Origin of the sequence: Demequina sp. TMPB413 (genome assembly GCF_020447105.2) — a bacterium.
Taxonomy (GTDB): Bacteria; Actinomycetota; Actinomycetes; order Actinomycetales; family Demequinaceae; genus Demequina.
On record NZ_CP096184.1, the window covers coordinates 373,705 to 397,749 of the forward strand.

22 protein-coding genes are annotated in these 24,045 nt (G+C 65.3%); 17 read left to right on the forward strand and 5 right to left on the reverse strand.

Going from position 1 to position 24,045, the window contains the following annotated elements; all coding sequences use genetic code 11:
* Positions 1-9 precede the first annotated feature (9 nt).
* The 3 genes from LGT36_RS01705 to LGT36_RS01715 all read left to right on the forward strand — a co-directional run bounded on the left by LGT36_RS01705 (position 10) and on the right by LGT36_RS01715 (position 4,956).
* On the forward strand, positions 10-804 hold the full coding sequence (locus LGT36_RS01705) for an electron transfer flavoprotein subunit beta/FixA family protein (RefSeq protein WP_226096289.1): 795 nt from the start codon (positions 10-12) through the stop codon (positions 802-804).
* Positions 801-1,760 carry an electron transfer flavoprotein subunit alpha/FixB family protein gene (locus LGT36_RS01710; protein WP_226096287.1) on the forward strand — a complete coding sequence of 320 codons (960 nt, stop codon included), beginning with the start codon at positions 801-803 and terminating at the stop codon, positions 1,758-1,760. The genes LGT36_RS01705 and LGT36_RS01710 overlap by 4 nt, the downstream gene beginning before the upstream one ends.
* A gap of 121 nt (positions 1,761-1,881) precedes the next feature.
* Positions 1,882-4,956, forward strand: coding sequence for an ExeM/NucH family extracellular endonuclease (locus LGT36_RS01715; protein ID WP_226096285.1), 3,075 nt, complete (start codon positions 1,882-1,884; stop codon positions 4,954-4,956).
* Between the two features lie 203 nt (positions 4,957-5,159).
* On the opposite strand, the gene LGT36_RS01720 is transcribed toward LGT36_RS01715, so the two are convergent.
* Entirely contained in the window at positions 5,160-5,987 is an 828-nt protein-coding gene (locus LGT36_RS01720; RefSeq protein WP_226096282.1) for an oxidoreductase, read from the reverse strand.
* A gap of 66 nt (positions 5,988-6,053) precedes the next feature.
* On the opposite strand from LGT36_RS01720, the gene LGT36_RS01725 reads away from it, so the two are divergent.
* The gene (locus tag LGT36_RS01725) at positions 6,054-7,205 is read left to right on the forward strand and encodes a cysteine desulfurase family protein (protein WP_226096281.1); all 1,152 of its coding nucleotides are present in this window, start codon (positions 6,054-6,056) and stop codon (positions 7,203-7,205) included.
* A 7-nt stretch (positions 7,206-7,212) separates the two neighbouring features.
* Here the strand turns inward: LGT36_RS01725 and LGT36_RS01730 are convergent, their stop codons facing one another.
* Positions 7,213-7,911, reverse strand: coding sequence for a TetR/AcrR family transcriptional regulator (locus LGT36_RS01730; protein WP_226096280.1), 699 nt, complete (start codon positions 7,909-7,911; stop codon positions 7,213-7,215).
* Between the two features lie 104 nt (positions 7,912-8,015).
* On the opposite strand from LGT36_RS01730, the gene LGT36_RS01735 reads away from it, so the two are divergent.
* Together LGT36_RS01735 and mnmA are read left to right on the forward strand one after the other, a co-directional pair.
* The gene (locus LGT36_RS01735; RefSeq protein WP_226096279.1) at positions 8,016-8,759 is read left to right on the forward strand and encodes an SDR family oxidoreductase; all 744 of its coding nucleotides are present in this window, start codon (positions 8,016-8,018) and stop codon (positions 8,757-8,759) included.
* A 114-nt stretch (positions 8,760-8,873) separates the two neighbouring features.
* Complete coding sequence (gene mnmA / locus LGT36_RS01740) at positions 8,874-9,965, forward strand: tRNA 2-thiouridine(34) synthase MnmA (RefSeq protein WP_226096278.1); 1,092 nt, start codon at positions 8,874-8,876, stop codon at positions 9,963-9,965.
* Here the strand turns inward: mnmA and LGT36_RS01745 are convergent, their stop codons facing one another.
* Positions 9,966-10,388 carry a hypothetical protein gene (locus LGT36_RS01745; protein WP_226096276.1) on the reverse strand — a complete coding sequence of 141 codons (423 nt, stop codon included), beginning with the start codon at positions 10,386-10,388 and terminating at the stop codon, positions 9,966-9,968.
* 315 nt (positions 10,389-10,703) lie between these two features.
* Between LGT36_RS01745 and LGT36_RS01750 the strand changes: the two genes are divergently transcribed.
* The 6 genes from LGT36_RS01750 (at position 10,704) to LGT36_RS01775 (ending at position 17,576) form a co-directional block, all read left to right on the forward strand.
* Positions 10,704-12,002, forward strand: coding sequence for an ABC transporter substrate-binding protein (locus LGT36_RS01750; protein ID WP_226096293.1), 1,299 nt, complete (start codon positions 10,704-10,706; stop codon positions 12,000-12,002).
* A gap of 75 nt (positions 12,003-12,077) precedes the next feature.
* Positions 12,078-13,106, forward strand: coding sequence for a carbohydrate ABC transporter permease (locus tag LGT36_RS01755; protein ID WP_226096275.1), 1,029 nt, complete (start codon positions 12,078-12,080; stop codon positions 13,104-13,106).
* Positions 13,106-13,957: a carbohydrate ABC transporter permease gene (locus LGT36_RS01760; RefSeq protein WP_226096274.1), complete on the forward strand. Its 852-nt coding sequence runs from the start codon at positions 13,106-13,108 to the stop codon at positions 13,955-13,957. The genes LGT36_RS01755 and LGT36_RS01760 overlap by 1 nt, the downstream gene beginning before the upstream one ends.
* 73 nt (positions 13,958-14,030) lie before the next feature.
* Entirely contained in the window at positions 14,031-15,047 is a 1,017-nt protein-coding gene (locus LGT36_RS01765) for a LacI family DNA-binding transcriptional regulator (RefSeq protein ID WP_226096272.1), read from the forward strand.
* 115 nt (positions 15,048-15,162) lie between these two features.
* A complete protein-coding gene (locus LGT36_RS01770) occupies positions 15,163-15,993 on the forward strand; it encodes a phosphatase PAP2 family protein (RefSeq protein ID WP_226264709.1) in 831 nt (276 codons plus the stop codon).
* Between the two features lie 53 nt (positions 15,994-16,046).
* Positions 16,047-17,576, forward strand: coding sequence for an amidohydrolase (locus LGT36_RS01775; protein ID WP_226097106.1), 1,530 nt, complete (start codon positions 16,047-16,049; stop codon positions 17,574-17,576).
* Between the two features lie 87 nt (positions 17,577-17,663).
* Here LGT36_RS01775 and LGT36_RS01780 read toward each other — a convergent pair whose 3' ends face one another.
* A complete protein-coding gene (locus LGT36_RS01780; protein WP_226097105.1) occupies positions 17,664-18,104 on the reverse strand; it encodes an Hsp20/alpha crystallin family protein in 441 nt (146 codons plus the stop codon).
* Positions 18,105-18,676: 572 nt separating this feature from the next.
* On the opposite strand from LGT36_RS01780, the gene LGT36_RS01785 reads away from it, so the two are divergent.
* The 5 genes from LGT36_RS01785 to LGT36_RS01805 all read left to right on the forward strand — a co-directional run bounded on the left by LGT36_RS01785 (position 18,677) and on the right by LGT36_RS01805 (position 23,111).
* The gene (locus LGT36_RS01785) at positions 18,677-19,597 is read left to right on the forward strand and encodes an ABC transporter ATP-binding protein (RefSeq protein WP_248642145.1); all 921 of its coding nucleotides are present in this window, start codon (positions 18,677-18,679) and stop codon (positions 19,595-19,597) included.
* A complete protein-coding gene (locus tag LGT36_RS01790) occupies positions 19,590-20,510 on the forward strand; it encodes an ABC transporter permease (protein ID WP_226097104.1) in 921 nt (306 codons plus the stop codon). Before LGT36_RS01785 ends, LGT36_RS01790 begins: the two co-directional genes overlap by 8 nt.
* Positions 20,507-21,418, forward strand: a complete 912-nt coding sequence (locus LGT36_RS01795) for an ABC transporter ATP-binding protein (protein WP_226097103.1) — start codon at positions 20,507-20,509, stop codon at positions 21,416-21,418. The genes LGT36_RS01790 and LGT36_RS01795 overlap by 4 nt, the downstream gene beginning before the upstream one ends.
* 25 nt (positions 21,419-21,443) lie before the next feature.
* Positions 21,444-22,175 carry an ABC transporter permease gene (locus LGT36_RS01800; protein WP_226097102.1) on the forward strand — a complete coding sequence of 244 codons (732 nt, stop codon included), beginning with the start codon at positions 21,444-21,446 and terminating at the stop codon, positions 22,173-22,175.
* Positions 22,176-22,466: 291 nt separating this feature from the next.
* Positions 22,467-23,111 (forward strand): DsbA family oxidoreductase, encoded by a 645-nt coding sequence (locus tag LGT36_RS01805; protein ID WP_226097101.1) that lies wholly within the window; start codon positions 22,467-22,469, stop codon positions 23,109-23,111.
* A 40-nt stretch (positions 23,112-23,151) separates the two neighbouring features.
* On the opposite strand, the gene heR is transcribed toward LGT36_RS01805, so the two are convergent.
* Positions 23,152-23,910, reverse strand: a complete 759-nt coding sequence (gene heR, locus LGT36_RS01810; RefSeq protein ID WP_226097100.1) for a heliorhodopsin HeR — start codon at positions 23,908-23,910, stop codon at positions 23,152-23,154.
* Between the last annotated feature and the right edge of the window lie 135 nt (positions 23,911-24,045).

The following is a 24,045-nucleotide window of genomic DNA, read 5'->3' on the forward strand; positions in this document are numbered from 1 at the left end:
TCTTGGTCCATGCGCATCGTGGTCACCGTAAAGTTTGTCCCCGACCTCCAATCGCAACGCTCCTTCACCGACGGCACCGTCACCCGCACGGCGGACGACGGCACGATGAATGAGCTTGACGAGAACGCGGTAGAGGCAGCCCTGCAACTAAGAGAGTCTCTCCCCGAGGGCGAGGCAGAGGTCTACGCCGTCACCGTCGGCGGGTCCGACGCCGTGGCCGCCGTGCGGAAGGCCTTGCAGTTGGGAGTCGACCACGCCGTGCACGTCAGCGACGACGCCATTGCTGGCTCCGACGTGTTCGGCACCGCTCGGGTGCTGGCCGCCGCCGTGCGCGAGATCGAAAAGGACGGCCCCGTCGATCTGGTCATCACTGGCATGGCTGCGCTCGATGGGCTCACGTCGATGCTGCCCACCGCGCTCGCAGCCGAACTCGATATCGCCCAGCTGACCCTGGCGTCGTCCCTTGCCGTGGCAGACGGAAGTGCCACGATCGAGCGACACATGCCCGATGCTCACGAGACCGTGACGGCGCCGCTTCCGGCGCTCGTGTCCGTCACCGACGAGGCGAACAAGCCTCGCTATCCCAACTTCAAACTCATCATGGCCGCGAGGAGCAAGCCCGTCACCACGTGGTCCCTGGCAGACATTGGAGTGGACCCCGTGCAAGTGGGCGCGATGGCGTCCCGCACCACCGTGCTCGAGGCGTCGCCGGTGCCGGAGCGCGAGAATCGCGTCCTGGTCACAGACAAGGGAGACGGCGGCACGCGACTTGCCGAGTTCCTCATCGAAAGGGGACTCGCATGACCGACGTGATCGTGGCGGTGCTCGTCGAGCATCGCGGAACCGAGATTGCCCAACCGACGCTCGAGGCGCTCACCTTGGCGCGAAGTCTTGGCGCCCCCGTCGCCGTGTGGATGGGCGAGCAGCCCCCTCCCGCCCAGGTGGAGCGTCTCGGCGAGTACGGCGCCGCAGAGGTGCGCGTTCTCGAAGTGGGCGAAGGAGCCCGCCATCCCGTCACAGCGGCTGCAGCCGTGGGTGCGGCCACCGCCGATGCCTCGGTGGTGCTCATGGTCTCGACGTTTGCGAACAAGGAGATTGCGACAAGGCTCGCGCTCGCGACCGGCGCTGGAGTCGTGGTCGACGCTGCCGGTGCGGAGTTGGTCGATGGGCGGGTCGAGACGACCCAGACCGTCTTTGCCGCGACGTGGAAGGTGCGCACGCGCGTCAACGCCGACAAGGCGGTCGTGACGCTGCGCCCTAACACGACGCAGGCCGTCGCCGCCGATGCGGCCGGTGCAGCAGAAGTCGTGTCGGTCATCCCGTTGTTGCCGGAAGTACGCGAATCAGTGGTCTCGGTGACTCCAGTGGAGCGTGAGGAGGGCGTCCCGCTCTCGGAAGCCGCCGTCGTGGTCTCCGGCGGGCGCGGCACGAGCGGCGACTACACGCTGGTGCGCGAGCTTGCCGATGTGCTCGGCGGCGCGGTGGGCGCCTCGCGCGACGCGACGGACGAGGGCTGGATCAGCCACGAGCACATGGTGGGCCAGACCGGCGTGACCGTCACGCCCGCGCTGTACGTGGCATGCGGCATTTCCGGTGCGGTGCACCACCGCGGGGGCATGCAGGCCTCTGGCACCATCGTGGCCGTCAACATCGATCCAGACGCCCCGATCTTCGAGATTGCCGACTTTGGCGTGGTGGGGGATCTGAACGACGTGATTCCGCAGGCGATCGCTGGGATCAAGGCGCACCGGGACGCCTGACAACCTCGCGTCTCCTTTTTGTCACCGTCTCTTTGGACACGGTTCATCCGTTCGCCGCGCGCGTCTGGGCCAGAAGGCCTAACGTGAAGGCGGAAGAACAAAATGGACAAAAGGAGTCGCCGTGCGCTCGAGGATTGTCGCCCCCGTCGGATTGCTGTCGCTCACCGGAGGGCTGGCGGTGGCGGTTCCCGCCACAGCCGCTCCCGCCTCAGACCTGTTCTTGTCCGAGTACGTCGAGGGCAGTTCATTCAACAAGGCCGTGGAGATCTACAACGGCACCGGCGCCGACGTTGACCTCGCGCCGTACGTCCTCACGCAATACTCGAATGGCAATACCTCTGCGAGCGTCGCTCTCGACTTGACCGGCACCCTGGCAGCTGGGGACGTCTTTGTGGTCGCGCACTCGAGCGCCGACCCGGCAATCCTTGCGCAAGCCGATCTCACCACCGGAGCGGGCCTGTTCAACGGTGACGACGCCCTAGTGCTGAGCAATGCGGGAACGACCATCGACTCCTTCGGCCAGGTGGGCGTCGATCCCGGTGCAGAGTGGGTAGGTGGCGGCGCGAATGACACGTTGCGCCGACTCCCGAGCGTCTGTGCGGGTGACGCCGACGAGACGGATGAATTCGACGCCTCGGTCGAGTGGGAGGCGTTTGCCTCAGACACGTTTGACGGACTCGGAGCCCACACCGCGACGTGCACGGGAGATGGTGGCGATGGCGGTGACGGCGGTGACGGTGGCGATGGCGGTGACGGTGGCACCCCGACCGTGACGCCCATCCACGACGTCCAGGGCGCTGGAGCAGCGTCGCCACTGGCCGGTGACGTTGTGACCGTCCAGGGCGTCGTCGTCGGCGATTACGAGGGTCCGAGCCCCGCCCTGCGAGGCTTCTACCTGCAGCAGGACGACGCGACCGTCGACGGCGACCCTGCCACTTCTGAAGGCATCTTCGTCTTCAACTCCACCAATGACGATGTCGATCTTGGTGACGTTGTCGGCGTCACAGGGACGGTGGGCGAGTTCCAGGGCCAGACGCAAATCAGTTCGGTGACCGAACTCGACGTGCTCGGATCAGGAGCCGCGGTGACGGCTGCGACCGTGACGCTTCCCTTCGCGTCGGCCGACGCTGCCGAGGCTTACGAGGGCATGCTCGTCACCTTCCCACAAGACTTGTACGTCACCGAGTATTACCAGCAGGGACGTTCTGGCGAGGTCGTCTTGAGTTCTGGCGGACGGCTCCAGCAGCCGACTGCTGTCGCCGAGCCTGGCGCACCCGCGCAGGCCATTCAGGCGGCGAACAACCTCAACCGCATCACCATTGACGATGCGACCAACGCCCAGAACGCCGACCCCGTGTTCGGCGGCGGCGGCAACCCGCTCACCGCGAGCAACCCGCTGCGCGGCGGTGACACCGTGACGGACCTCGTGGGCGTCATGACCTACACCTGGGGCGGCTACTCCAGCTCGCCCAACGCGTACCGTGTGCGCCCTGTGGGCGACCTGAGCGACAGCGGGCTGGTGCCAGGGGGCGGCGTGCCGGTCTTCGCGTCAGCCAACCCGCGGCCCACCGAGCCGGAAGACGTCGGCGGCAGCCTCAAGGTCGCCAGTTTCAACGTGCTCAACTACTTCCTCACGCTCGACGCCTCCGGCAACCAGTGCGGACCGGTGGGCTTCGAGGATGACTGCCGCGGCGCAGAAACCGCCGAGGAGTTCGAGCGCCAGCGCACCAAGTTGCTCGAGGCACTCCAGGCGCTCGATGCTGACGTGATTGCGCTCATGGAGATGGAGAACACTCCTGGGGTGGACCCGGCGGCCGACCTCGCGGCAGGCCTCAACGCCGCGCAGGGCATCACCGGTTGGGAATCGATCGATACCGGCGTGCTGGGCACCGACGTGATTCGGGTGGGCCTCATCTACCGCGGTGACTTGGTCCGACCGGCGGGCGATTTCACCGTGATGGATTCCTCCGTGGACCCGCGTTTTGACGACAGCCGCAATCGGCCTTCGCTCGCCCAGACGTTTGTGCAGATGGACGGTTCCGAGCACGTCACGCTGGTGGTCAACCACCTCAAGTCGAAGGGCTCGTGCCCTGGGGACGGCTCCGCCAACGACGACGCTGGCGACGGTGCCGCGTGTTGGAACGAGACCAGGACGCAAGCAGCTGAGGCCCTTGTCGACTGGATCGATGCTGGCAATGCAGGCAATGGCGACCCCGACGTCGTCCTGATGGGAGACCTGAACTCCTACGCCATGGAGGACCCCATCCAGGTCTTCGTCGACGCGGGTTACGCGGACCTGAGCCTGGGCGAGTACTCCTACGTGTTCGACGGACAGTGGGGATACCTCGACTACGCGCTCGCGTCACCTAGCTTGCAGCCGCAGGTCACCGGCGTGACGGAGTTCCACATCAACGCCGACGAGGTGCCGGTGCTCGACTACAACACCAACTTCCAGACGCCGGAGCAGATCGCGGCCCTGTACGCGCCAGACATGTACAGGACATCGGACCACGATCCGATCCTGCTGGGGCTCGACCTTGACTCCGGCGTGACCTTCGCGGTGACACCGGACGTGGTGGCCGGCGCCGAGCACTCGCTGGTTGATGTCGACGTGACGGCGACCGGTCCCGACAGCGCGCCGTGGACGGTCGAGATCATCAACGCGTTCTCGACTCAGGCAGACGACGGCATGGCTGCGGGAGACCTGCCAGGTGACGCGAGCATCGTCGACAGCGACACTGCCCAGTTCCGCGCCGAGGAGTACGGCGGCGAGGAGCGTCTCTACGTCATGTACGTCGAGGCGGTCGGGCCCAACGGGGAGCGCGTGTTCCGCTCGCTCGAGGTGCCCGTCGAGGTCGAGCCTGCCGCTGCGCCCACCTGCTCGGTGCAGTCCTGGACCCACCAATGGTGGGGCGGGGGCTTCAAGACCACGGTGGTGGTGCGCAACCTGACCGACGAGCGGATCAACGGCTGGACGCTCGACTACAGCATGGACGAGCACGCGAAGATCTGGTTCGGTTGGAACGGCAACATGACCAAGACGGGCACCGATGTCTCGGTGGACAACGTGTTCTACAACGCGACCATCTGGCCGGGCTCCGCACGGTCGTTTGGATACCTCGGCACCAGCCGAGGCGACGCCGAGCCCGTGGGGCCCTTCATGCTCAATGGTCAGCAGTGCGAGGTGATCGGCTAGCGCCGCCGGGCTGCCCAGACAGTGCGAACCGTCTGCGCACGCCCCGGACAGTGCGAACCGTTTTGCGCACGCCCCGGACAGTGCGAACCGTCTTCACGAGCGGCACGCCGACGCGGAGGCCCCTCCGGCCCCTGCGTCGGCGTGCCGCCGATGGTTCTGGTTCGCAGTGTCGGTGGAGCTGCAGTGGCAGTGCGCGGGAGCGCCTACGCGGGCCGGTCGACCGACCGTGTCAGTTCCTCCCACGCGTCAACGTCGACCGTCAAGCGCTCGATCTTGGTGCGGGTGCCAGCGAGGGCGTGGACGCCCGCGATGAAGTGTAAGGGCGGTTCCGGCGCCTCGACAAGGGCGAGCATCGCCTCCGCGAGGGCCTCTGGCGAGCCTGGCTGGCGTCCCGGGAGGTTGTTGATGCGGTCCCAGAAGGGCTCCATCACCTCCGCGTAGTCCGCCATGACGTCCTGTTTCTTCTCGCCAGAGGGGATCCACAGGGACCGCACCGGCCCCGGTTCGATCAGGGTGATCTTGATGCCAAGGTGCGACACTTCGGCGGCGAGTGCCTCCATGAAGCCGGAAACCGCGAACTTGGTGGCGCAGTAGTAGCCGAGGCCTGCAGACCCACGCACGCCTGCAATGGATGACACGGTCAGGATGTGCCCCGCGCGGCGCTCGCGGAAGTGAGGAAGGAGCGCCGTGGTGACTCGTGCCGCACCCCAGAAATTCGCCTCCATCATGGCCCGCACGTCGGCCTCGTCAGACTCCTCGATGGTGGAGAAGTAGCCGATTCCGGCGTTGTTCACCAGCACGTCGATGCGTCCCAACCGCGCCACGGCGGCCGCGATGGCCGACTCAACCGAAGCGTCGTCCGTCACGTCGAGAGGCAGTGCGATCACGTTGTCCGGATGCGCCGCAACGAGGTCGTCGAGGGTCTCAGGGCGGCGCGCGGTCGCGACGACGGTGTGCCCCGCGTGTGCGACGGCCTCCACGGCGGTGCGTCCGATGCCGGTCGAGCAGCCGGTGATGAACCAGGTGGCCATGGGGGAGTCCTTTCGTCGGCAACGGACGTCACCGTACCAACTCGCATGCGCGCCTACCATGGTCGCGTGCGCCACTACCTTGATCATGCCGCGACGACGCCGATGCGTCCCGCCGCTCGCGAGGCATGGCTTGAGGCCTCACACGTCGTGGGCAATGCGTCGAGCCTGCATGCGTCGGGCCGCTCTGCGCGATCGCTGCTCGAGGATGCGCGCGATCGAGTCGCTGCGGCCCTCGGTGCTCACCCGACCGAGGTGATCTTCACCTCGGGGGGTACTGAGGCGAACAACCTCGCAATAAAGGGTGGCTATTGGGCGCGGCGGGCCCTCGACGCCGACAGGGCGCGGGTGGTGACGACCGCAGTGGAACACCACTCTGCGCTAGATCCCGGGCGCTGGATCGCCGCCGAGCAAGGAGGGATCGCTGTCGAACTCCCTGTCGACGCCGACGCGCATATATCGCTCGACGCGCTTGCCGCCGAGTTAGAGATGGCAAGCACCAGTACGTGCCTGGTGTCCATCCAGTCCGTCAACAACGAAGTGGGTGCTGTGCAGCCCGTGGCCAAGGTGGTCGCGCTCGCGGCCGCCCACGGCATCCCCGTGCACTCCGACGCCGTGCAGGCCATCGGCCACGTGCCCTTTGACTTTGCGAACAGCGGCCTGGCGACCGCAGCGGTGAGCTCTCACAAGGTGGGCGGGCCCGTGGCGGCGGGTGCGTTGCTCGCGCGCAGGGACGCCGCGCTGTCGTCGCTGACTCATGGGGGAGGGCAGGAGCGGAGAGTCCGTTCTGGCACGGTCGACGTGGCCGCCGCGTGGGCGTTCGCGGTGGCTATCGAGGAGGCAGTGGGCGGACTTGATGCCGAAGCCGCGCGGCTAGCGGCTCTGGGTGATCGGCTCGCTCACGCGATCACGGCGGCCTCCTCGGGTGCCGTCGTCCACGGTCCCAGCCACGGTGCGCCCCACATCGTTCACGCGATCATTCCTGGAGCCTCGTCCGAGGCGCTGCTGGTCGCGCTCGACCTCGCAGGCGTTGAGGTGTCGCCAGGCGCGGCCTGCACGGCCGGAGTCGTCGAGCCAAGCCACGTGGTGCTCGCGATGGGAAGGCCACCTGCCGAGGCGCTGTCAACAGTGCGCTTCTCGCTCGGATGGAACACGACAGACGCCGACGTCGACGCCGCCATCGCGGCGCTCCCTGGCGCCATCGCGCATGTGAGTCGCTAGCGAGACCCTACTGCTCCCGGTGCGAGGCGATGACGTCGAGCATCTCGTTGAGGATCGCTCGCTGGCCATGCGTGAGTGGCGTCGTCTCGTCGAGCGCTGCTGAGAGGGCAACTGCGAGGGCCGCGGCAGGGGTGTGAGTTGCTGGCACTGGGTCGGTGAGGATCGCGGCAAGCGTCGCTTCCCTCAAGATGTCCGAGGTGCGCGGATCGCGCTCGGCAGGGTCTTGTCCGATGAGGGTGAGCGTGACTCCCATGGACGCCGAGTGGGTCACGTGTGCCGCTTGGGCCACGGGTAGCGCCAGTCTGCCAGACCTCGCGATGCGTTCAAGGGTCGAGGTAAGCATCTGCCAGGCCTCGACCGCGGCGTCGCAGCGCGTGATCCTGGTCGGATCCCCGTACATGAGGAGGTACAGATCGGGCTCGTCGAGTCCGAACTCAACGTGGACGTCCCATGCCGCGCGCAGGGCCTGGACGGGATCCTTGTCGGACACCGCGCGTTTGCGTTCGAGATAGGTGTGGAATCCCTCCGTCGCGAGCGCTGAGAACAGTCCGTACATGTCCCCGAAGGTGCGATAGATGGCGGGTGCCTGCACGCCAGCAGCTGCGGCAACCGCTCGCACAGTCACGCCGCGTCGGCCCTCGCTCCGCAGCAGGCGCATGGCGGCTTGAGAGATGCGCTCTGCTGCGCTGTCGGTGGGCACGTGCACCTAGTGAGCATACGACGGGAATTGGACGCGAAATGTTAGCGTTGTTACCGCCCGAGGGGATATCACCGATAACAGCGCTCGCAAGAGTGCCACAAGGAGGATTCATGACGGAGACAAGCCAACAAGGACGCGTGGCCGTGGTCACGGGCGGCTCGCGTGGAATCGGAAGGGCCATTGCGAATCGGTTGTCCGCAGAGGGGTTCGCCGTGGGGGTGGGATTTGCGTCCCGCAAGGAGGAGGCCGACGCGGTGGTCGCCGCGATTGAGGCGTCAGGAGGCGCCGCAGCGGCTTTCCAAGTCGACGTTTCTGAAGAGTCGAGCGTCGGCGAGGCGTTCGATGCCGTCGAGGCTAGGTGGGGCGGCCTTGACGTCGTGGTGAACTCAGCGGGAGTGATGACCAATGCGCCGGTCGTCGCAGGAGACCTTGAGGCGCTCGACCGCATGATCGCCGTGAACCTGCGCGGGGCATTCATCGTCGCCGCCGAGGCGGCCAGGCGTGTTCGCGAGGGCGGGTCAATCGTGCTGCTCTCCTCCTCTGTGGTGCGCCTTAGGCCGCCCACATACGCTGCGTACGCAGCAACGAAGGCGGCGGTGGACGTCCTCACCGCGATTGCTGCCAAAGAGCTCGGTCCGCGAGGCGTCACCGTCAACGCGATTGCACCTGGGCCAGTCGAGACCGAGCTCTTCCACGCAAGCAACACCCCTGAATCGATCGCGATGCTCACGCACATGACGCCGTTGGGACGCATCGGCGTCCCCGACGACGTGGTGGCCGCGGTGTCGCTGTTGGCTGGCGAGGGGCGTTGGATCACGGGACAGACGCTCCACGTCAATGGGGGCCTCGCCTAGACACACGTGCCGCACCCCGGGCAACGCTCGCGGGTGCGGCACTGCTCCCGACCCATTCTGCGCCTCGGCCGACGTACCATGGTGTGGTCCCCAGCGTTCCCTTTGGAGTTCCCCGTGCGCGTTCTTGCTGCTCTGTCAGGCGGAGTCGACTCAGCCGTCGCTGCCGCGCGCGCAGTGGACGCCGGGCACGACGTCATTGGCGTGCACATGGCGCTCAGCCGGAATCGTGACCAGTACCGCTCCGGCTCGCGCGGCTGCTGCTCGATCGAGGACAGCAACGACGCGCGACGAGCTGCGGACAAGTTGGGCATCCCGTACTACGTGTGGGACCTGAGCGACGAGTTCCACGACCTCGTGGTGAACGACTTCCTGAACGAGTACGCGGCCGGTCGCACGCCCAACCCGTGCGTCCGCTGCAACGAACACATCAAGTTCGACACGCTGCTAGAGCGTGCACAGTCGCTCGGCTTTGACGCCGTGGCGACGGGTCACTACGCGCGCGTGGTGATTCGCGACGACGGCGTGCGTGAGTTGCATCGCGCGGTAGACGCCGCGAAGGACCAGTCCTACGTGCTCGCCGTGATGGGGCCGGAGAAGCTGGCACGAGCGATGTTCCCGCTGGGCGAGATCGCTTCCAAGTCGGAGGTGCGGGCCGAGGCCGCCGCGCGCGGACTGGGCGTCAGCAACAAGCCCGACTCCTATGACATCTGCTTTGTTGCCGACGGCGACACGAAGGGCTTCCTCGAGCGCGCGCTGGGTGAGAAGCCCGGCGAGATCGTGGACGAGGCTGGCGAGGTCGTCGGCGCCCACAGCGGCGCCTACTCGTACACCGTCGGTCAGCGCAAGGGCCTGCGCCTGCCGCGTCCCGCCGCCGACGGGGCGCCTCGCTACGTCACGGGAATCGACACCGACCGCAACATCGTGACCGTCGGGCCCGAGTCGCTCTTGAGCGTGCGCGAGCTGGTGGGGGAGCAGGCTGTGTGGCTGGCGCCGGACGCAAGCGCGGTGGCCCCCACTCCATGCCTTGCCCAGGTCAGGGCGCACGGAGAGCCAGTGCCCGGCAGCGTCGTCCGCGCAGGCGACCGCCTCACCGTCTCGCTCGACCAGCCGATGCGGGGGGTCGCCGCTGGTCAATCACTGGTGGTCTACGACGGCACCAGGGTGCTTGGCCAGGCCACCATTGCGAAGCGCGCAGTCGAGGAGTGATCAGCCCTCTGGCGGCTCGAGGCTCTCCGTCTGGATGAGGAAGACCTCGCTGGCTGACTCGCACGATGCGGGGATGACAGCGCTCGTGGGGGCCGTGACGAACCCGCCGCCAGCCCAGACGAAGTCTCCGATCTCGTAGTCGCGCCCGTCATATGACAGCACTGAATCGGCGTTGTCCCAAGCGGCGAAGGAGCGAGGGAAGACGGCCAAGACCGCCGTGTCGGCGTCGTCCCATGTCGGGTTGACCACCAGGCACCCGTCGCGCAACTCGAGCGTGCCCTCGAGAAGCGCATCCATGCCGCCGTCTTGCGGATTCCAGTCGTAGTGCGCCACGGGGCTATCGGGCGACTCGAGATCGGTTCCCTCGCTGCCGCAGCCCGTGAGCAGAAGGACGAAGGCCCCGGTGGCGAGCGCTCTGTTCATACGCCAAGTATGTGTCGCTTGCCCGCGAGCCGACTAGTACCAGGGGAGGGAATTGTCGAGCGCTTGCGGAGAAAAACCGTCGAACCGGGTCGCTTTCGGGCCACCGGCACATTGCGAAATCTGTTGGTAACGATTCGATGACGAAACAGGCTCAAGGGGCCATTCTCGATTGACACGCCCCCGGCTCAGACCTACGGTTGAGGCGATTCAGGGGAGCGCTCTCACACGGGAGTAGAGCGCTCTCAAGAGTCTGACCACCACCTACTTCACAAGGGAGTGAACGTGAGTCTCTCACGACGCAAGAAGACCCTGGGTATGGCCGCTGGAGCGACCGTATTCGCCTTGACCCTCGCAGCATGTGGTTCGAGCGACAACGCTTCGGACGACCCCACTGACGCGAGCAAGCCAGCCGAGAACGCGGAGCCTGTAACCCTCACGGTTGCTACCTTCAACAACTTCGGCTACACCGACGCCCTGCTTCAGGAGTACATGGACCTGAACCCGAACGTCACGGTCGTTTCCAACGTGGCAGCGACGTCAAACGACGCCCGCACCAACTACTTCGCCAAGCTCGGTGCCGGCGGACTCGCCGACATCGAAGCCATCGAGGTTGACTGGCTTCCTGAGGTCATGCAGTACACCGACTTCCTCGCAGACCTGTCCGACCCCGAGGTTGAGGGTCGCTGGCTCGACTGGAAGACCGCTGCCGCTACCGACCCAGACGGTCGCCTGATTGCGTACGGCACCGACATCGGCCCAGAGGCCGTCTGCTACGACGCAGCCCTGTTCGAAGAGGCGGGCCTGCCGACTGACCCGGCCGAGGTTGCTTCGCTCCTCGAGGGCGGTTGGGACACCTACTTCGAGGTCGGCCAAGACTTCGCCGACGCGAGTGACAAGGCCTGGTTTGACGGTGCCGGCGGCACCTACCAGGGCATGATCAACCAGGTCGAGGCCGCTTACGAGGACCCCGAGACTGGCGAGATCGTTGCCACCACCAACCCCGAGGTCAAGGCGATCTTCGACCAGCTCACCGCTGTGACGCCCGAGATCTCCGCTCACCTCTCGCAGTGGTCTGACGACTGGTTCGCCGGTCTTGCCACGGGCGAGTTCGCCACGATGCTGTGCCCAGGCTGGATGCTGGGTGTCATCAAGGGTGCCGCGCCTGACACCACCACGTGGAACGTCGCAGACGTCTTCCCCGGTGGCGGCGGTAACTGGGGCGGTTCGTACCTGACCGTTCCCGCTGCTGGCGACAACGTCGAGGCCGCTAAGGACCTGGCCAACTGGCTGACCGCTCCTGAGCAGCAGCTCAAGGCGCTTGCCGCTGCCGGTACGTTCCCGAGCCAGAACGTTGCGCTCGAGGACGAGGCCGCACTGAACGAGGCCATGGCCGCGGGCGAAGAGCCCACCAACGCTGTGTACTTCAACAGCGACACGCTTGGCACGACCTTCTCGAACCGTGCCAACGCCATCTCGGTCTCGCCTTTCAAGGGTGAGTTCTACTTCCAGGTGAACGACGCGATGCAGAACGCTCTGACGCGTGTCGAGGACGGATCTCAGGACCCGACCACCTCGTGGAACCAGTTCGTGTCTGAGGTCGAAGCAATCGGCTAAGACGCTAAGGACCCGGGCCGTCCCCTCGTGGGGCGGCCCGGGTAGCCGCGTTCAGATCTCTCACGAAGGACCTCCATGTCAACCACCAGCGCCCCGCAGGATGGCGGCTCTCAAGGAGCCGTTCGCCAGCGACAGACCAAACTGACCTGGCGCCAGCGCCGCGGTCAGTGGGATGTGAAGTACTCCCCGTACCTCTACATCGCCCCCTTTTTCATCGTCTTCGGTATCACGGGCCTCTTTCCCATCCTGTACACGGCGTACATTTCGCTGCAGGACTGGGACCTCGTGCGCAATACTGGCGAGTTCATCGGCTTTGATCAGTTCGCGTGGGTCCTTCAGGACCGCGAGTTCTGGATCGCCTTGCGCAATACCTTCTCCATCTTCCTGCTGTCCTCAGTGCCGCAGTTGGTGGCAGCCACCTTCATCGCAGCCATGCTCGATGCGAATCTACGGGCCAAGACGTTCTGGCGCATGGGGGTCCTGCTTCCCTACGTCGTCGCCCCTGTCGCCGTCGCGCTGATCTTCTCCAACATGTTTGGTGACAAGTTCGGCCTCATCAACACGGTCCTCGGAGACCTCGGCATCGATCCGATCCTGTGGCACACGGACATCATTCCTAGCCACTTTGCGATCGCGACGATGGTGAACTTCCGCTGGACGGGCTACAACGCCTTGATCCTTCTTGCGGCGATGCAGGCGATCCCGCGCGACCTCTATGAGGCGGCGGCCATCGACGGTGCCCGCACTGTGCGGCGCTTCTTCTCGATCACCATTCCCCAGATCCGTCCCACGATGATCTTCGTGATCATCACGGCGACCATCGGTGGACTCCAGATCTTCGACGAGCCGCGCATGTACGACGCCTTCGGGCTCGGCGGTGCCAACAGGCAGTGGCTCACCATCACGATGTACCTGTACAACACAGGTTGGGGCGACTTCAACTTTGGCCGCGCCGCGGCCGTCGCGTGGCTGTTGTTCCTCATCATCATTTCGATCACGCTGCTGAATAACTTCTTGACGCGCAAGTTTGTGGCGGATGACGCCACTGCTGTCAAGAAGGTCAAGAAGCAAGCACTCAAGGGTTCAGCAAAGGGAGGAAAGTGATGGCGCGCCGTCGACGGACCAGCATCGGCACGGGACGCCCCTCGCCCTACGTGTACGCGATGCTTGCGGTGGTTCTCATCGCCGCGATGTTCCCCTTCTACTGGTCGTTCCTGATCGGTTCGGGTGACCAGTCGTCCATCTATGACCAGAACCTGTCGTGGTGGCCAGGAGGCAACTTCCTAGCGAACGCCTCAGAGGTCATCAACAACGATGCCGTGAAATTCTGGAAGGCGCTGAGTAACTCGATCATCGTCTCCACGGTCACGGCAGCGTCAACGGTCTTGTTGTCCACGTTGGCAGGATTCGCATTTGCCAAGCTGCGCTTCAAGGGTTCAGGCCCCCTGCTCGTGGCGGTCATCGCCACGATGGCAGTACCCGTCCAACTGGGCGTGGTGCCGCTGTACATCGCGATGTCCAAGCTTGGCTGGACCGGCAACATCGGCGCAGTCATCCTGCCCGCTCTGGTCACGGCCTTCGGCGTGTTCTGGATGACGCAGTACCTGTCGCAGTCGCTGCCGACTGAACTGATCGAGGCGGCTCGCGTTGATGGTTGCTCCATGTTGCGCACGTTCTGGCACCTGGGACTCACCTCGGCTCGACCGGCTGCTGCGATGCTCGCGCTGTTCACCTTTGTGACCACGTGGAACAACTTCTTGTGGCCGCTCATTGTGCTCGACCCGCAGAGTCCAACGTTGCCCCTTGCCTTGTCGTTGTTGCAGGCCAACTACTTTGTGGACTATTCCTTGGTGTTGGCGGGCGTGCTTATCGCGACCGTGCCGCTGTTGCTCCTGTTCATCTTTGCTGGTCGCCAACTGGTGTCTGGCATCATGCAGGGCGCAGTAAAGGGCTAAAACGATCCCATCGTGAGGGGTGGCTCGCCTCAACGGCGGGCCACCCTCCACGATGACCAAACAAGGGACGAACATGCGATCCCCCGAATTGCCTCCGGCGCCGACGCTGGAGATGGTGGGCGCCCTCGCGGGGGTGTCACGCGCGACGGTGTCGCGCGTGGTGAACGGGTCGCCCCGCGTCTCGGAAGAAGTCGTCCAGGCCGTCAGGGCCGCGATCGTGGAGTTGGGCTACGTGCCCAACCGTGCAGCGCGGTCCCTCGCCAGCAAGCAAGCTCATGCCATCGCCCTAGTAGTGCCCGAGGACATGTCACGGCTGTTTGGCGACCTCTACCTCGCGTCGATCATCGGCGGCATTCACAACAGGCTCGAGCAGTCCGACTACGTACTGAACCTGATGGTGGCGTCCGAGCGCGGCGACGGCAAGACCATGCGCTACCTCCAGGGCGGCAATGTCGACGGCGCCATCGTGATTTCTCACCACACAGACGACACGTTCCTGTCCACCCTGACCCAGACGCTCCCCGTCGTGTTCGGCGGCAGGCCTGCGGTCCGAGTCCAAGGCGGCCACGTCGTCGACGTCGACAACGTCGCTGGTTCACGCACCGCCACCGAGCACTTGATCAGTACCGGTCGCACACGCATCGCGACCATCACCGGTCCGCAGACGATGCCGGGCGGCATCGACCGGCTCACGGGGTTCCTCGCCACCCTTGAAGAGGCAGGGCTCGCGCCCGGGCCGATCGTTGAGGGCGACTTCACCTTGCGCAGCGGCACGGAGGCGATGCGGCAGGTCTTGGAGCAAGACGCGACGATCGACGGGATCTTTGTGGCCTCCGACATGATGGCTGCGGGGGCCATGACCGTGCTGCGCTCGCAGGGACGTACCGTGCCTGATGATGTCGCTGTTGTCGGTTACGATGACTCGGCAGCGGCGCTCACCACGGACGTGCCCTTAACAACGGTGCGTCAGCCCTCGGAATCGATGGGTGTCACGATCGCGAGCATCCTCATGGATGTGCTCAACGGGATCGAGGACCATCCGCGGTTGACGTTGCTTCCGACCGAACTTGTGGTCCGTTCTTCTGCCTGAGCTGACCAGGCGCGTTCCGTCCGCACCAAGCCTTCGCACGGGATCCTGCCCGGCACATACCTTCGACACACACATCCTGACTGCCGAGCCGTCAGGCAACTAGAGTGGGGGATCTATGAGTCACGACGCGAACCGACCGGCCTTCGAGCCGCAGCGGTCCTCCGACGACCTCAGCGATCTCACCCTTTCGACGGACGGCACGGCAGGTGCCGCGCGGCCGGGATGGTGGCGCAGGCACCGGCCATGGATGACTGAGATCGGCCTGATCATCGGCCTGTACTACTTGTACTCCGTCATGCGTTCCGCCTCTCCTGACCGCGTCTCCCTCGCCATGAACAATGCCGATCTGGTGGAGCGCGTTCAGCGCGCCGCTGGCCTCGACATGGAGCTCGCGCTCAACCAGATGTTCGTCAGAAATCAATGGCTCGCAGACTTCGCCAGCCTTTGGTACCAGATCACGCACATGGTCGTCACCGCTGGCATTTTGCTGTGGTTGTGGCATAGGCGCCGCGAGAACTATGGCGCTCTACGTACGTCTCTCGCTGTGCTGATGGTGGCTGGCCTCGCAACGTACTGGTTGTTCCCACTCGCACCGCCGCGCTTCGCGCTCAACGGTGCGGTGGACACCATGCATGCCAATCCTGTGCTCTTTGCAGGCCAAGAGAGCGTGACGGGGCTTGCCAATCTCTACGCCGCGATGCCCAGCCTTCACGTTGGCTGGGCCGTGTGGTGTGCCCTTGCTGTCGTGATGACCACCAAGAGTCGCTGGTGGTACGCCGCATGGCTCTACCCACTCACCACCACTTTTGTGGTGATGGGGACAGCCAACCACTACCTGCTCGACGCTGCCGCAGGCACCGTCTACGCCGTCGGCGCGTATGCCGTGGTGCGCTCCGCATATGCGCGCGTGGTTGCCACCCCGGCGCCAGCCCAAGCCGGAGTCTGACGGCCGCGTTTTTGGGGCGCGTGCAGTAGCGCGTCCGCCCCTAGCCTTGCGTCATGAAGCCACCACCGATCACGCTCGTCGGAGCGCGTCTTTGGGAAGATCCTGCCGTTCCACGCGAAGGGGCGGCCCCTGAACTCGTCGACGTCAACATCGGCACTGAAGGTCGCATCGCGTCTATCGAGGCGACGGGTGCGCAGCCGCCAAAGGGTGCGAGGGTCATTGACCTTGACGGCCGGTGGATCATGCCGGGGCTTATGGATCACCACGTCCACTTCACGATGTGGGCCAAGCATCGCGGGCGCGTGAGCCTTGCGGGCGCGAAGTCCGCTGACGACGTCGTCGACGTGGTCAGAGGCGCGCTCGTCGATCACCCAGTGCTGAGCCTTGCGGACGTCGAACCGCTCGTGGGCAGCGGGTATCAGGATGCCTTGTGGCCGGAGCCTCCCACTGCCGCGATGCTCGATGAGGTGGCCGTTCACGTGGGTCAATACGGGCGACCCATTGTGCTGATCAGCCACGACCTTCACTCCGTGTGGATCAACACGGCAGCGGGGGAGCGCTACGGAGTGCCCGCCGGCCTCTTGCGAGAGAACGCAGCCTTCGAGCTGGAGATGGCGCTCGAGGCAGAAGAGATGGCGGACCCTCGTCGCATTGAGGTCTTGGTGTCGGACGCGGCGAACGCGGCCGCTAGCCGGGGCGTGACGGGCATCATGGACTTGGAGATGGCGGACAATCCGTTGGTCTGGGCCAGCAGGATCACGTCGGGCATCCGCGCGCTGAGAGTGATCGCCGGCGTGTACCCGCGCCACCTCGCGGAGTCCCTCGCCCGTGGCGAGCGAACGGGCAAGCGGGTCCCCGGCACCAAGGGTCAGGTCACCGTCGGCCCCCTCAAGGTCTTCGCCGACGGCGCGCTCAACACGCGGACGGCCTGGTGCTTCGACTCCTATCCGGGCACCTCCGACTTTGGACACGCCGCTCAGGCTCGCGGGGACCTCGAACGCATCCTTGCCGATGCTCGCGAAGTGGGCTTTGACGTCGCTTTGCACGCCATCGGCGACCGCGCCGTCTCGGAGGCGCTCGATGCCTTCGCCGCCAGTGGCGTCGGCGGTTCGATCGAGCACGCGCAAATGGTGAGGGAGCAGGACGTGGCGCGCATGGCGGCGCTCGGCGTCGCCGCGGGCATTCATCCGGAGCATCTCTTGGACGACCGCGAAGTCATGGATGTGATGTGGAGCGGGCGCACTCACCGAGCTTTCCCTTACGGCGACTTCGCCAGGGCGGGAGTGAGTCTTCGCCTCGGCTCTGATGCACCTGTCGCTCCGCTCGATCCATGGCTCGGAATATCTGCTGCCGTGCACCGCACTCGAGACGAGCAGCCAGCCTGGGAACCGGGGAACGCGCTCGACATCGGCACGGCGCTGAGGGCTTCTTGGGCCTCGCCGACGCTGGCGCCAGGGGTTCGAGCGGATGTCGCCGTCATCGAAGCCGATCCTTCGACATCAGACGTGACGCAGTTGCGAGATATGCCGGTCGCGCTCACCTTGCTTGGCGGTCGCGTCACGCACGACGCCCTCGACGCTTGAGGCAAGCAAAAGGCCGGGCGCAAGAGCGCCCGGCCCTTTGTGTGGCGGTGGCGCCGACGCGTCGAGGCGCGCGGCGTTCCGCCACAGTTAGTCCGTCGTCACTTCGATGCGGCGCGGCTTGGCCGACTCGGCCTTGGGCACCGACACGGTCAGCAGTCCGTCCTTGAAGGCGGCCTTGATGCCAGCTGGGTCGACCCTGTCAGGGAGTCGGACGGCGCGGTGGAACGTGCCAAAGCGGCGCTCTACGCGTCGGAACTTGTCGGCGTCCTTGTCCTCGTAGAAGTCGCGGGAGCCAGAGATCGTCAGGACGTTCTCCTCGATGGAAACGTCGACGTTCTCGGCAGGGACACCGGGCAACTCCACGTGCAGTGTGAAGCCGTCTTCTGTCTCCTCGACGTCGAGCGCGGGGCTGAAGGCGCCGGCGAGGGAAGCGTCGGCATCGCCGATGAAGCTTCTGACGATGCGCTGGAAGTCGTCGTTCCAGGGCGCCGCGGCCGGGATTCCGTTGCGGACGAGTTCTCGTCTCATGATGATCCTCCTTGCAGTTGGTGATGCGGACCGGCCACCCGACCGGCCCGGGTTCAAAGTTGAGTTCATGACACTCATGTTACGACTTGAGCGGCTTACACTCAAGTCTGCCGATCGACTTTTCGCGCAGGGAGGACAACCCACCCACAAATGGCTCAATCCGTACCGGATTTCGCCGCTCCACGGCACAAGTGGCTCGATCCGTACCGGATCTCGGAGCACCATGGTGCAAATGGCTCGATCCGTACCGGATCTCGCGGCGGCGGCCAGCCAGTGGCTTGATTTGTACCGCGGCCGACGCTGGTGGGTAGAGATTGAGTCGTCGGAGGGGGTGGGCGCCGGGGACGGTACGGATCAAGCCATTTGCGAGGGTTGGGTGCGGAGAGCGGTACGGATTGAGCCATTTGCGAGGGTTGGGTGCGGGGAGCGGTACGGATTGAGCCATTTGCGAGGGTTGGGTGCGGGGAGCGGTACGAATTGAGCCACTAGGGGAGGGCCCTGAGCCGGACTCAGGGGCGATGTCATACCGGAGGACGAAGCGACAGCGGAAGCCCTGACTGTAGGTTCGGTGCATGCCCGCTATTGCCACGCAAGGCCTCACGAGGGTCTTCGGCCCCGTGACCGCGCTGTCGCAGCTCACCGTCGAGATGCCGTCAGGAGTGGTCGGCCTCGTCGGCGCGAACGGCGCCGGCAAGTCGACCCTCATCAAGATCCTGTTGGGCTTGCTGCCGCCCACCTCAGGCACGGCCAGTATCCTCGGGATGAACTGCCTCACCGACGGCGTCAAAATCCGCGAGATCGTCGGCTACATGCCGGAGAGCGAGTGCCTGCCCCCTGATGTCTCCGCAACGGAGTTCATCGTGCACATGGCACGCATGTCGGGACTGCCGACGGACGTGGCGCGCGAGCGCACCGCGGACACTCTGCGCCACGTGGGACTTTACGAGGAGCGTTACCGCCCCATCGGCGGCTACTCGACCGGAATGCGCCAGCGCGTGAAACTAGCCCAGGCGCTCGTGCACGATCCCAAGTTGGTCCTGCTGGACGAGCCCACCAACGGCCTCGACCCCGCCGGTCGCGATGACATGCTCGGCCTCATCAGACGCATCAGCACCGACTTCGATATCTCAGTGGTGGTCACATCGCACCTGCTCGGCGAGCTGGAACGGATCGCGGACCACATCGTGTCGATCGAGGGCGGCGTGCTCCAGCACTCGACCTCCACTGCCGCGGCGACGGAGTTCAGCGGCGTCGTGCTGGTCGAGGTGACCGACAAGGGGCCGGAGGTAGTTGAGCGGCTCAAGGCTGCAGGCGCCACGGTCACGACGGGCGGCCAGCCCAACAGTTTTGCGGTGGCGATCGACGACGAACGAGTGCTCGATGACGTGCGCGGTGCCGTCGCCGACCTCGAGGTTGGCTTGATCAGGATGCAGCACGGCCGCCACCACCTCTCAGAGATGTTCGCGACCCAGCAGGAGGCGCTCCATGGCTGACAACAAGGCGCCACACGCCACCACCGCCGACGCCCAGTCGCAGACAGTCATTCACGACATCGGCTTCCGTCACTACGACGGACCTCGCCTTGGCCGCGGGTGGATCGTCAGGTCCCTCCTAGTCGAGACATTCAGGGGAGTGTTCGGCTTCGGGCGTCCCGCGAAGGCCAAGATCATGCCGTGGATCCTCGTGGGCATCATGCTGGCGCCACCGCTGATCTTCGCGCTCATCGCGGTGCTGCTGGGCCTCGACGAGTTGCCGATGTCCTACACCGCATACCTGCCGCAGATGTCCTTTGTGGTGTCACTGTTCGTTGCGAGCAGAGCCCCGTACTGCGTCTCGCGCGACTTGCGCCACGGCGTCATGCCGCTGTATCTGTCGCGGCCGATGCGGCGCAACGACTACGTCCTGGCGAAGTTTGCTGGCCTTGCGCTGGCCATGTTCGCGGTGCTCGCGGCATCCGAGGTGTTGCTCTTCATCGGCGCCCTGCTGGCCAAACTGCCGGTCGGTGCCCAGATCACTGGGTTCTTGCAGGGCCTGGTCGTGGCGATTCTCCTCTCGCTCGTGCTCGCCGCTATCGGCCTGGTGCTCGCCGCGTTTACTCCGCGCAGGGGACTGGGCGTGGCGGCCATCATCACGGTGCTCGTGGTCATCAGCGGCTTCGCCGCGGTGGTCGCCCTGCTGCTGATCGACAACGGCAGCGAGACGCTCGGCGCCTACCTGGGAGCGCTCGATCCCTTTGCCCTGGTGGACTCCATCGCCGTCTCCTGGTTCGGAGTGGAGTCGGCGTTTGGGCGAGAAGTTGACTTGGGAGTCACGGGTGGCTTGGCCTTTACTGCGGCCGCCACCCTGATCGTTGCCGGGGGCATCGGCTTGCTGCTGCGCCGCTACAAGAAGGTCGGTGTCGCATGAGCACGCTCCAGTTGAGCGGGGTGTCGCGGTGGTATGGCGACGTGGTCGCGGTCAACGACGTCACGATGACGGTCGGACCAGGGGTCACGGGCCTGCTGGGGCCAAACGGCGCTGGCAAGTCCACCCTGATCTCGATGATGGGAGGCTTCCTGCCGCCCTCGTCTGGCACGGTGACTCTCGACGGCGAGCCGGTGTGGCGCAACACGGAGGCGTACCGCTCGATCGGTCTTGTTCCGGAGACCGAGGCCATGTACGACATGGTGACCGGCTGGGAGTTTGTGCTCGCCAACGCGCGCCTGCACGGCCTGGCCGACCCTGTCGGCGCCGCACGCGCCGCCGTGGAGCAAGTCGACATGGTTGACGCGAAGGATCGCGACATCTCCGGCTACTCCAAGGGCATGAAGCAGCGCATCAAGATGGCGACCGCGCTGGTTCACGACCCCAAGGTGTTGTTGCTTGACGAGCCCTTCAACGGCATGGATCCTCGCCAGCGCCTGCACTTGATGGAGTTGCTGCAGTCACTCGCGGCCGACGGCCGCACGGTGCTGTTCAGCAGTCACATTCTTGAAGAGGTCGAGCAGATCGCCGGGACCATCGAAGTGGTGGTGGCCGGCAGGCACGCGGCGTCAGGAGACTTCCGGCGCATCCGCAAGCTCATGACACAGCGTCCCCACCAATACACGATCCGATCGAGCAACGATCGGGCCCTTGCCGCCGCGATCATCGCCGACGGTTCTGCCGACAGTGTCGATGTCTCGTCTGGCTCGCTCGCGGTGCAGGCATCCGACTTTGGCCGTTTTGTTCAGGCGCTCCCCAAGCTGGCTCGCGATGGGGACGTGCGCTTGCTCGAAGTGACGCCTGCCGACGAGTCGCTCGAGAGCGTCTTCGCGTACCTGGTAGCGCGATGACCGCGCACGGAATGGGGCTATCACGATGAACGTCACCGTCATGCAACTCACTGCCCGCGGCCTCCTTGGCCGGCGCAGGGCGCTGCTGCTGATCATTCTGCCGCTGCTGTTGCTGGGCCTCGCGGGGCTCACGCGCTGGGCGTCTGAGGCCTCGCCGGAGGCCTCCAGCGTCTTGGCCAACAACTTCTCGATGGGCACGCTGCTTCCGCTGATGTGTCTGCTTGTCGCCACGGGAGTGATCGGCGCCGAAATCGACGATGGATCGATCGTGTACATGCTGGCCAAGCCGCTCAAGCGCAGGGTGATCCTGTTCTCGAAGTTGGCCGTGGGCTTCGCTGCGGTGTTCGTGTTCGCCGTGCTTCCCACCATGGCCGGTGTGGCAATTGCGGGGGACGAGGGCGGTCAACTCTCGGTCGCCTATGGGCTTTCCGCGACGCTCGCCGCGATCGCCTACACCGCCATCTTTGTGACTCTTGGCGTCATCACGCGCAATGCGGTGGTCTTCGGACTGCTGTATGCCCTGCTGTGGGAGACCGTACTGGGCGGATACGTACCCGGCATTAGGGCAGTGAGCGTGCGACAGTGGGCGCTGTCCGTGGGGGAGCGGCTGTTGGGCTCGCGCCAGGCCGACGAGTGGAGTTTCGCCGCTGAGGTGGGCATGACCACGGGTCTCATCATGCTGACCCTCACCACTGCTGGCGCCATCTACTTGGGCGTGCGCAAGCTCAGGACCCTCACCCTCAACTCGGTCGAATAGCTCCCCGGCGCCGCATCCCACCCGGTAGTGGCTTGATTCGTAACGCTACCCGCGGCGTGTCGCCCGCTGGTGGCTTGATTCGTACCGCGAGAGGCGGCGCACCACGCGGTGGTGGCCTGATTCGTACCGCGAGCCGCAGCGGAAGTTCGTTCGCAGTTGGGACGCCTTCTGCCTCACCTTTTGGCAGCACTCGGGAATACCGGCGCGCCCGGCGAGGTTGAGGCTGGCAGAAGGTGCGCCATGTCCCCGGCGGACCTCTACTTTTTTTCAGTGGCAAGTGCGAGGAGCGCCGTGATTTCCGTCGACGTCTGGTCGGACGTGGCCTGCCCGTGGTGCTACCTGGGTAAGCACCGGCTAGAGAAGGCGATTGAAGCGTCGGGCGCCGAGGTGACGGTCACGTGGCACAGCTTCCAGCTCGATCCCACGATTCCGCACGGCGAACACACTCCGCACGCCGAGGCGCTTGGCAAGAAGTTCAACGCTCCGCCGGAACAGATCGCACAGATGAATCAGCGGCTTGTCGACCTCGGCGCCGCGGAAGGACTCGAGTACCGCTTCGATCTGTACATCCAGGCGAATACGCGAGACGCCCACCGCGTCATTCACTTTGCGCAGGAGCGCGGGCTCGGCAACCAGATGAAGGACCGCCTCATGAAGGCGCAGTTCACCGAGGGGGCCATCGTGGACGACGCCGACGTCCTGGTTGGGCTCGCTGCCGAGGTGGGCCTCGACGCCGACGAGGTACGCGCCATGCTCGCGACCGAGCAGTACGACGACGCTGTCCAGGCTGACATAGCCGAGGCCGCGGCTCTCGGTGCGACAGGGGTGCCCTTCTTCGTGTTTGACCGTGCCTTCGCCGTCTCAGGTGCGCAGCCTGTCGCGACTTTTGAAGAGGCGCTACGCCGGTCGAGCGAGAAGCGCGCAAGCGTCGGCTAGCTTTCGCGCCAACCCGAACGAGCGTCGGCGCTGCCCGGAACTACGAGGCGAGTGCTCCCGAGAACACCTGCCACGCGAGCGCGGTCTTGGCGACCAAACTGAGGACGATGTAGGTCCGCTCGCCGCGCAGGTAGTTGGACCACTTGCCCTTGGCGCGGTACTGCAACCACTGCACCACGGCGAAGCAGTTGAAGAACACGAACAGCGAGACGATGATGCCCCACACGAAGCCGGGCACCGTCACGTCGCTCGTGTTGCCGGGCGCGATGAGGTTGAGAGCGATGAGAATCCACGGCACGCTCCCGACCATCGAGCCGAAAATGAAGGGCAGAAGATCGCCGTCGCCTGGCGTGGTGTAGCGCTCCTGGAGCCAGCCAAACAGGATCATGGCGGCGTTGACGGTGAAGAGTCCGGCGAGCGCAGTGACATTCGCGATGCCGTTGAGTTGCAGGATCAGCACGATCATGATGGACGACGACATCGAGTACTCGACCCACCTGAACGTATTGCGGTTCTCACGCAGCCCCGCGGTGTAGCGAGGAAATACCCAAGGCGAAATGATCAAGAAGTGGAAGAACGCTGACAGCAAGAGGAAGCCAGCCACCGCGTACGCAATGTTGATGGAGAACAGCGTGACGGGCTCGCCGAAGGCGTCAGAGCCAGGCGGACCGTTGAGGTAGGTCGCACGCACCGGTAGCGAAGCGTCGTTCGCGAGCACGAGGATCCCCACAAACGAGGCGAGGTGCAAGAGGCCGGCGATCAGGTTGAACGGTCGAAGCTTCGCAAGTGCGGTGTCCATGGTGTTCCTCGTCGTTGAGTGGCGAACAGGCCTACGTGCTGGTCCAACACGGCCCGTGCCTGCGCTGTTCCCGATGCCGGTGCTTCCTGCGTGGCACTCGCACCCCCCCACACACGTTCGCGCGATCACTTAGGC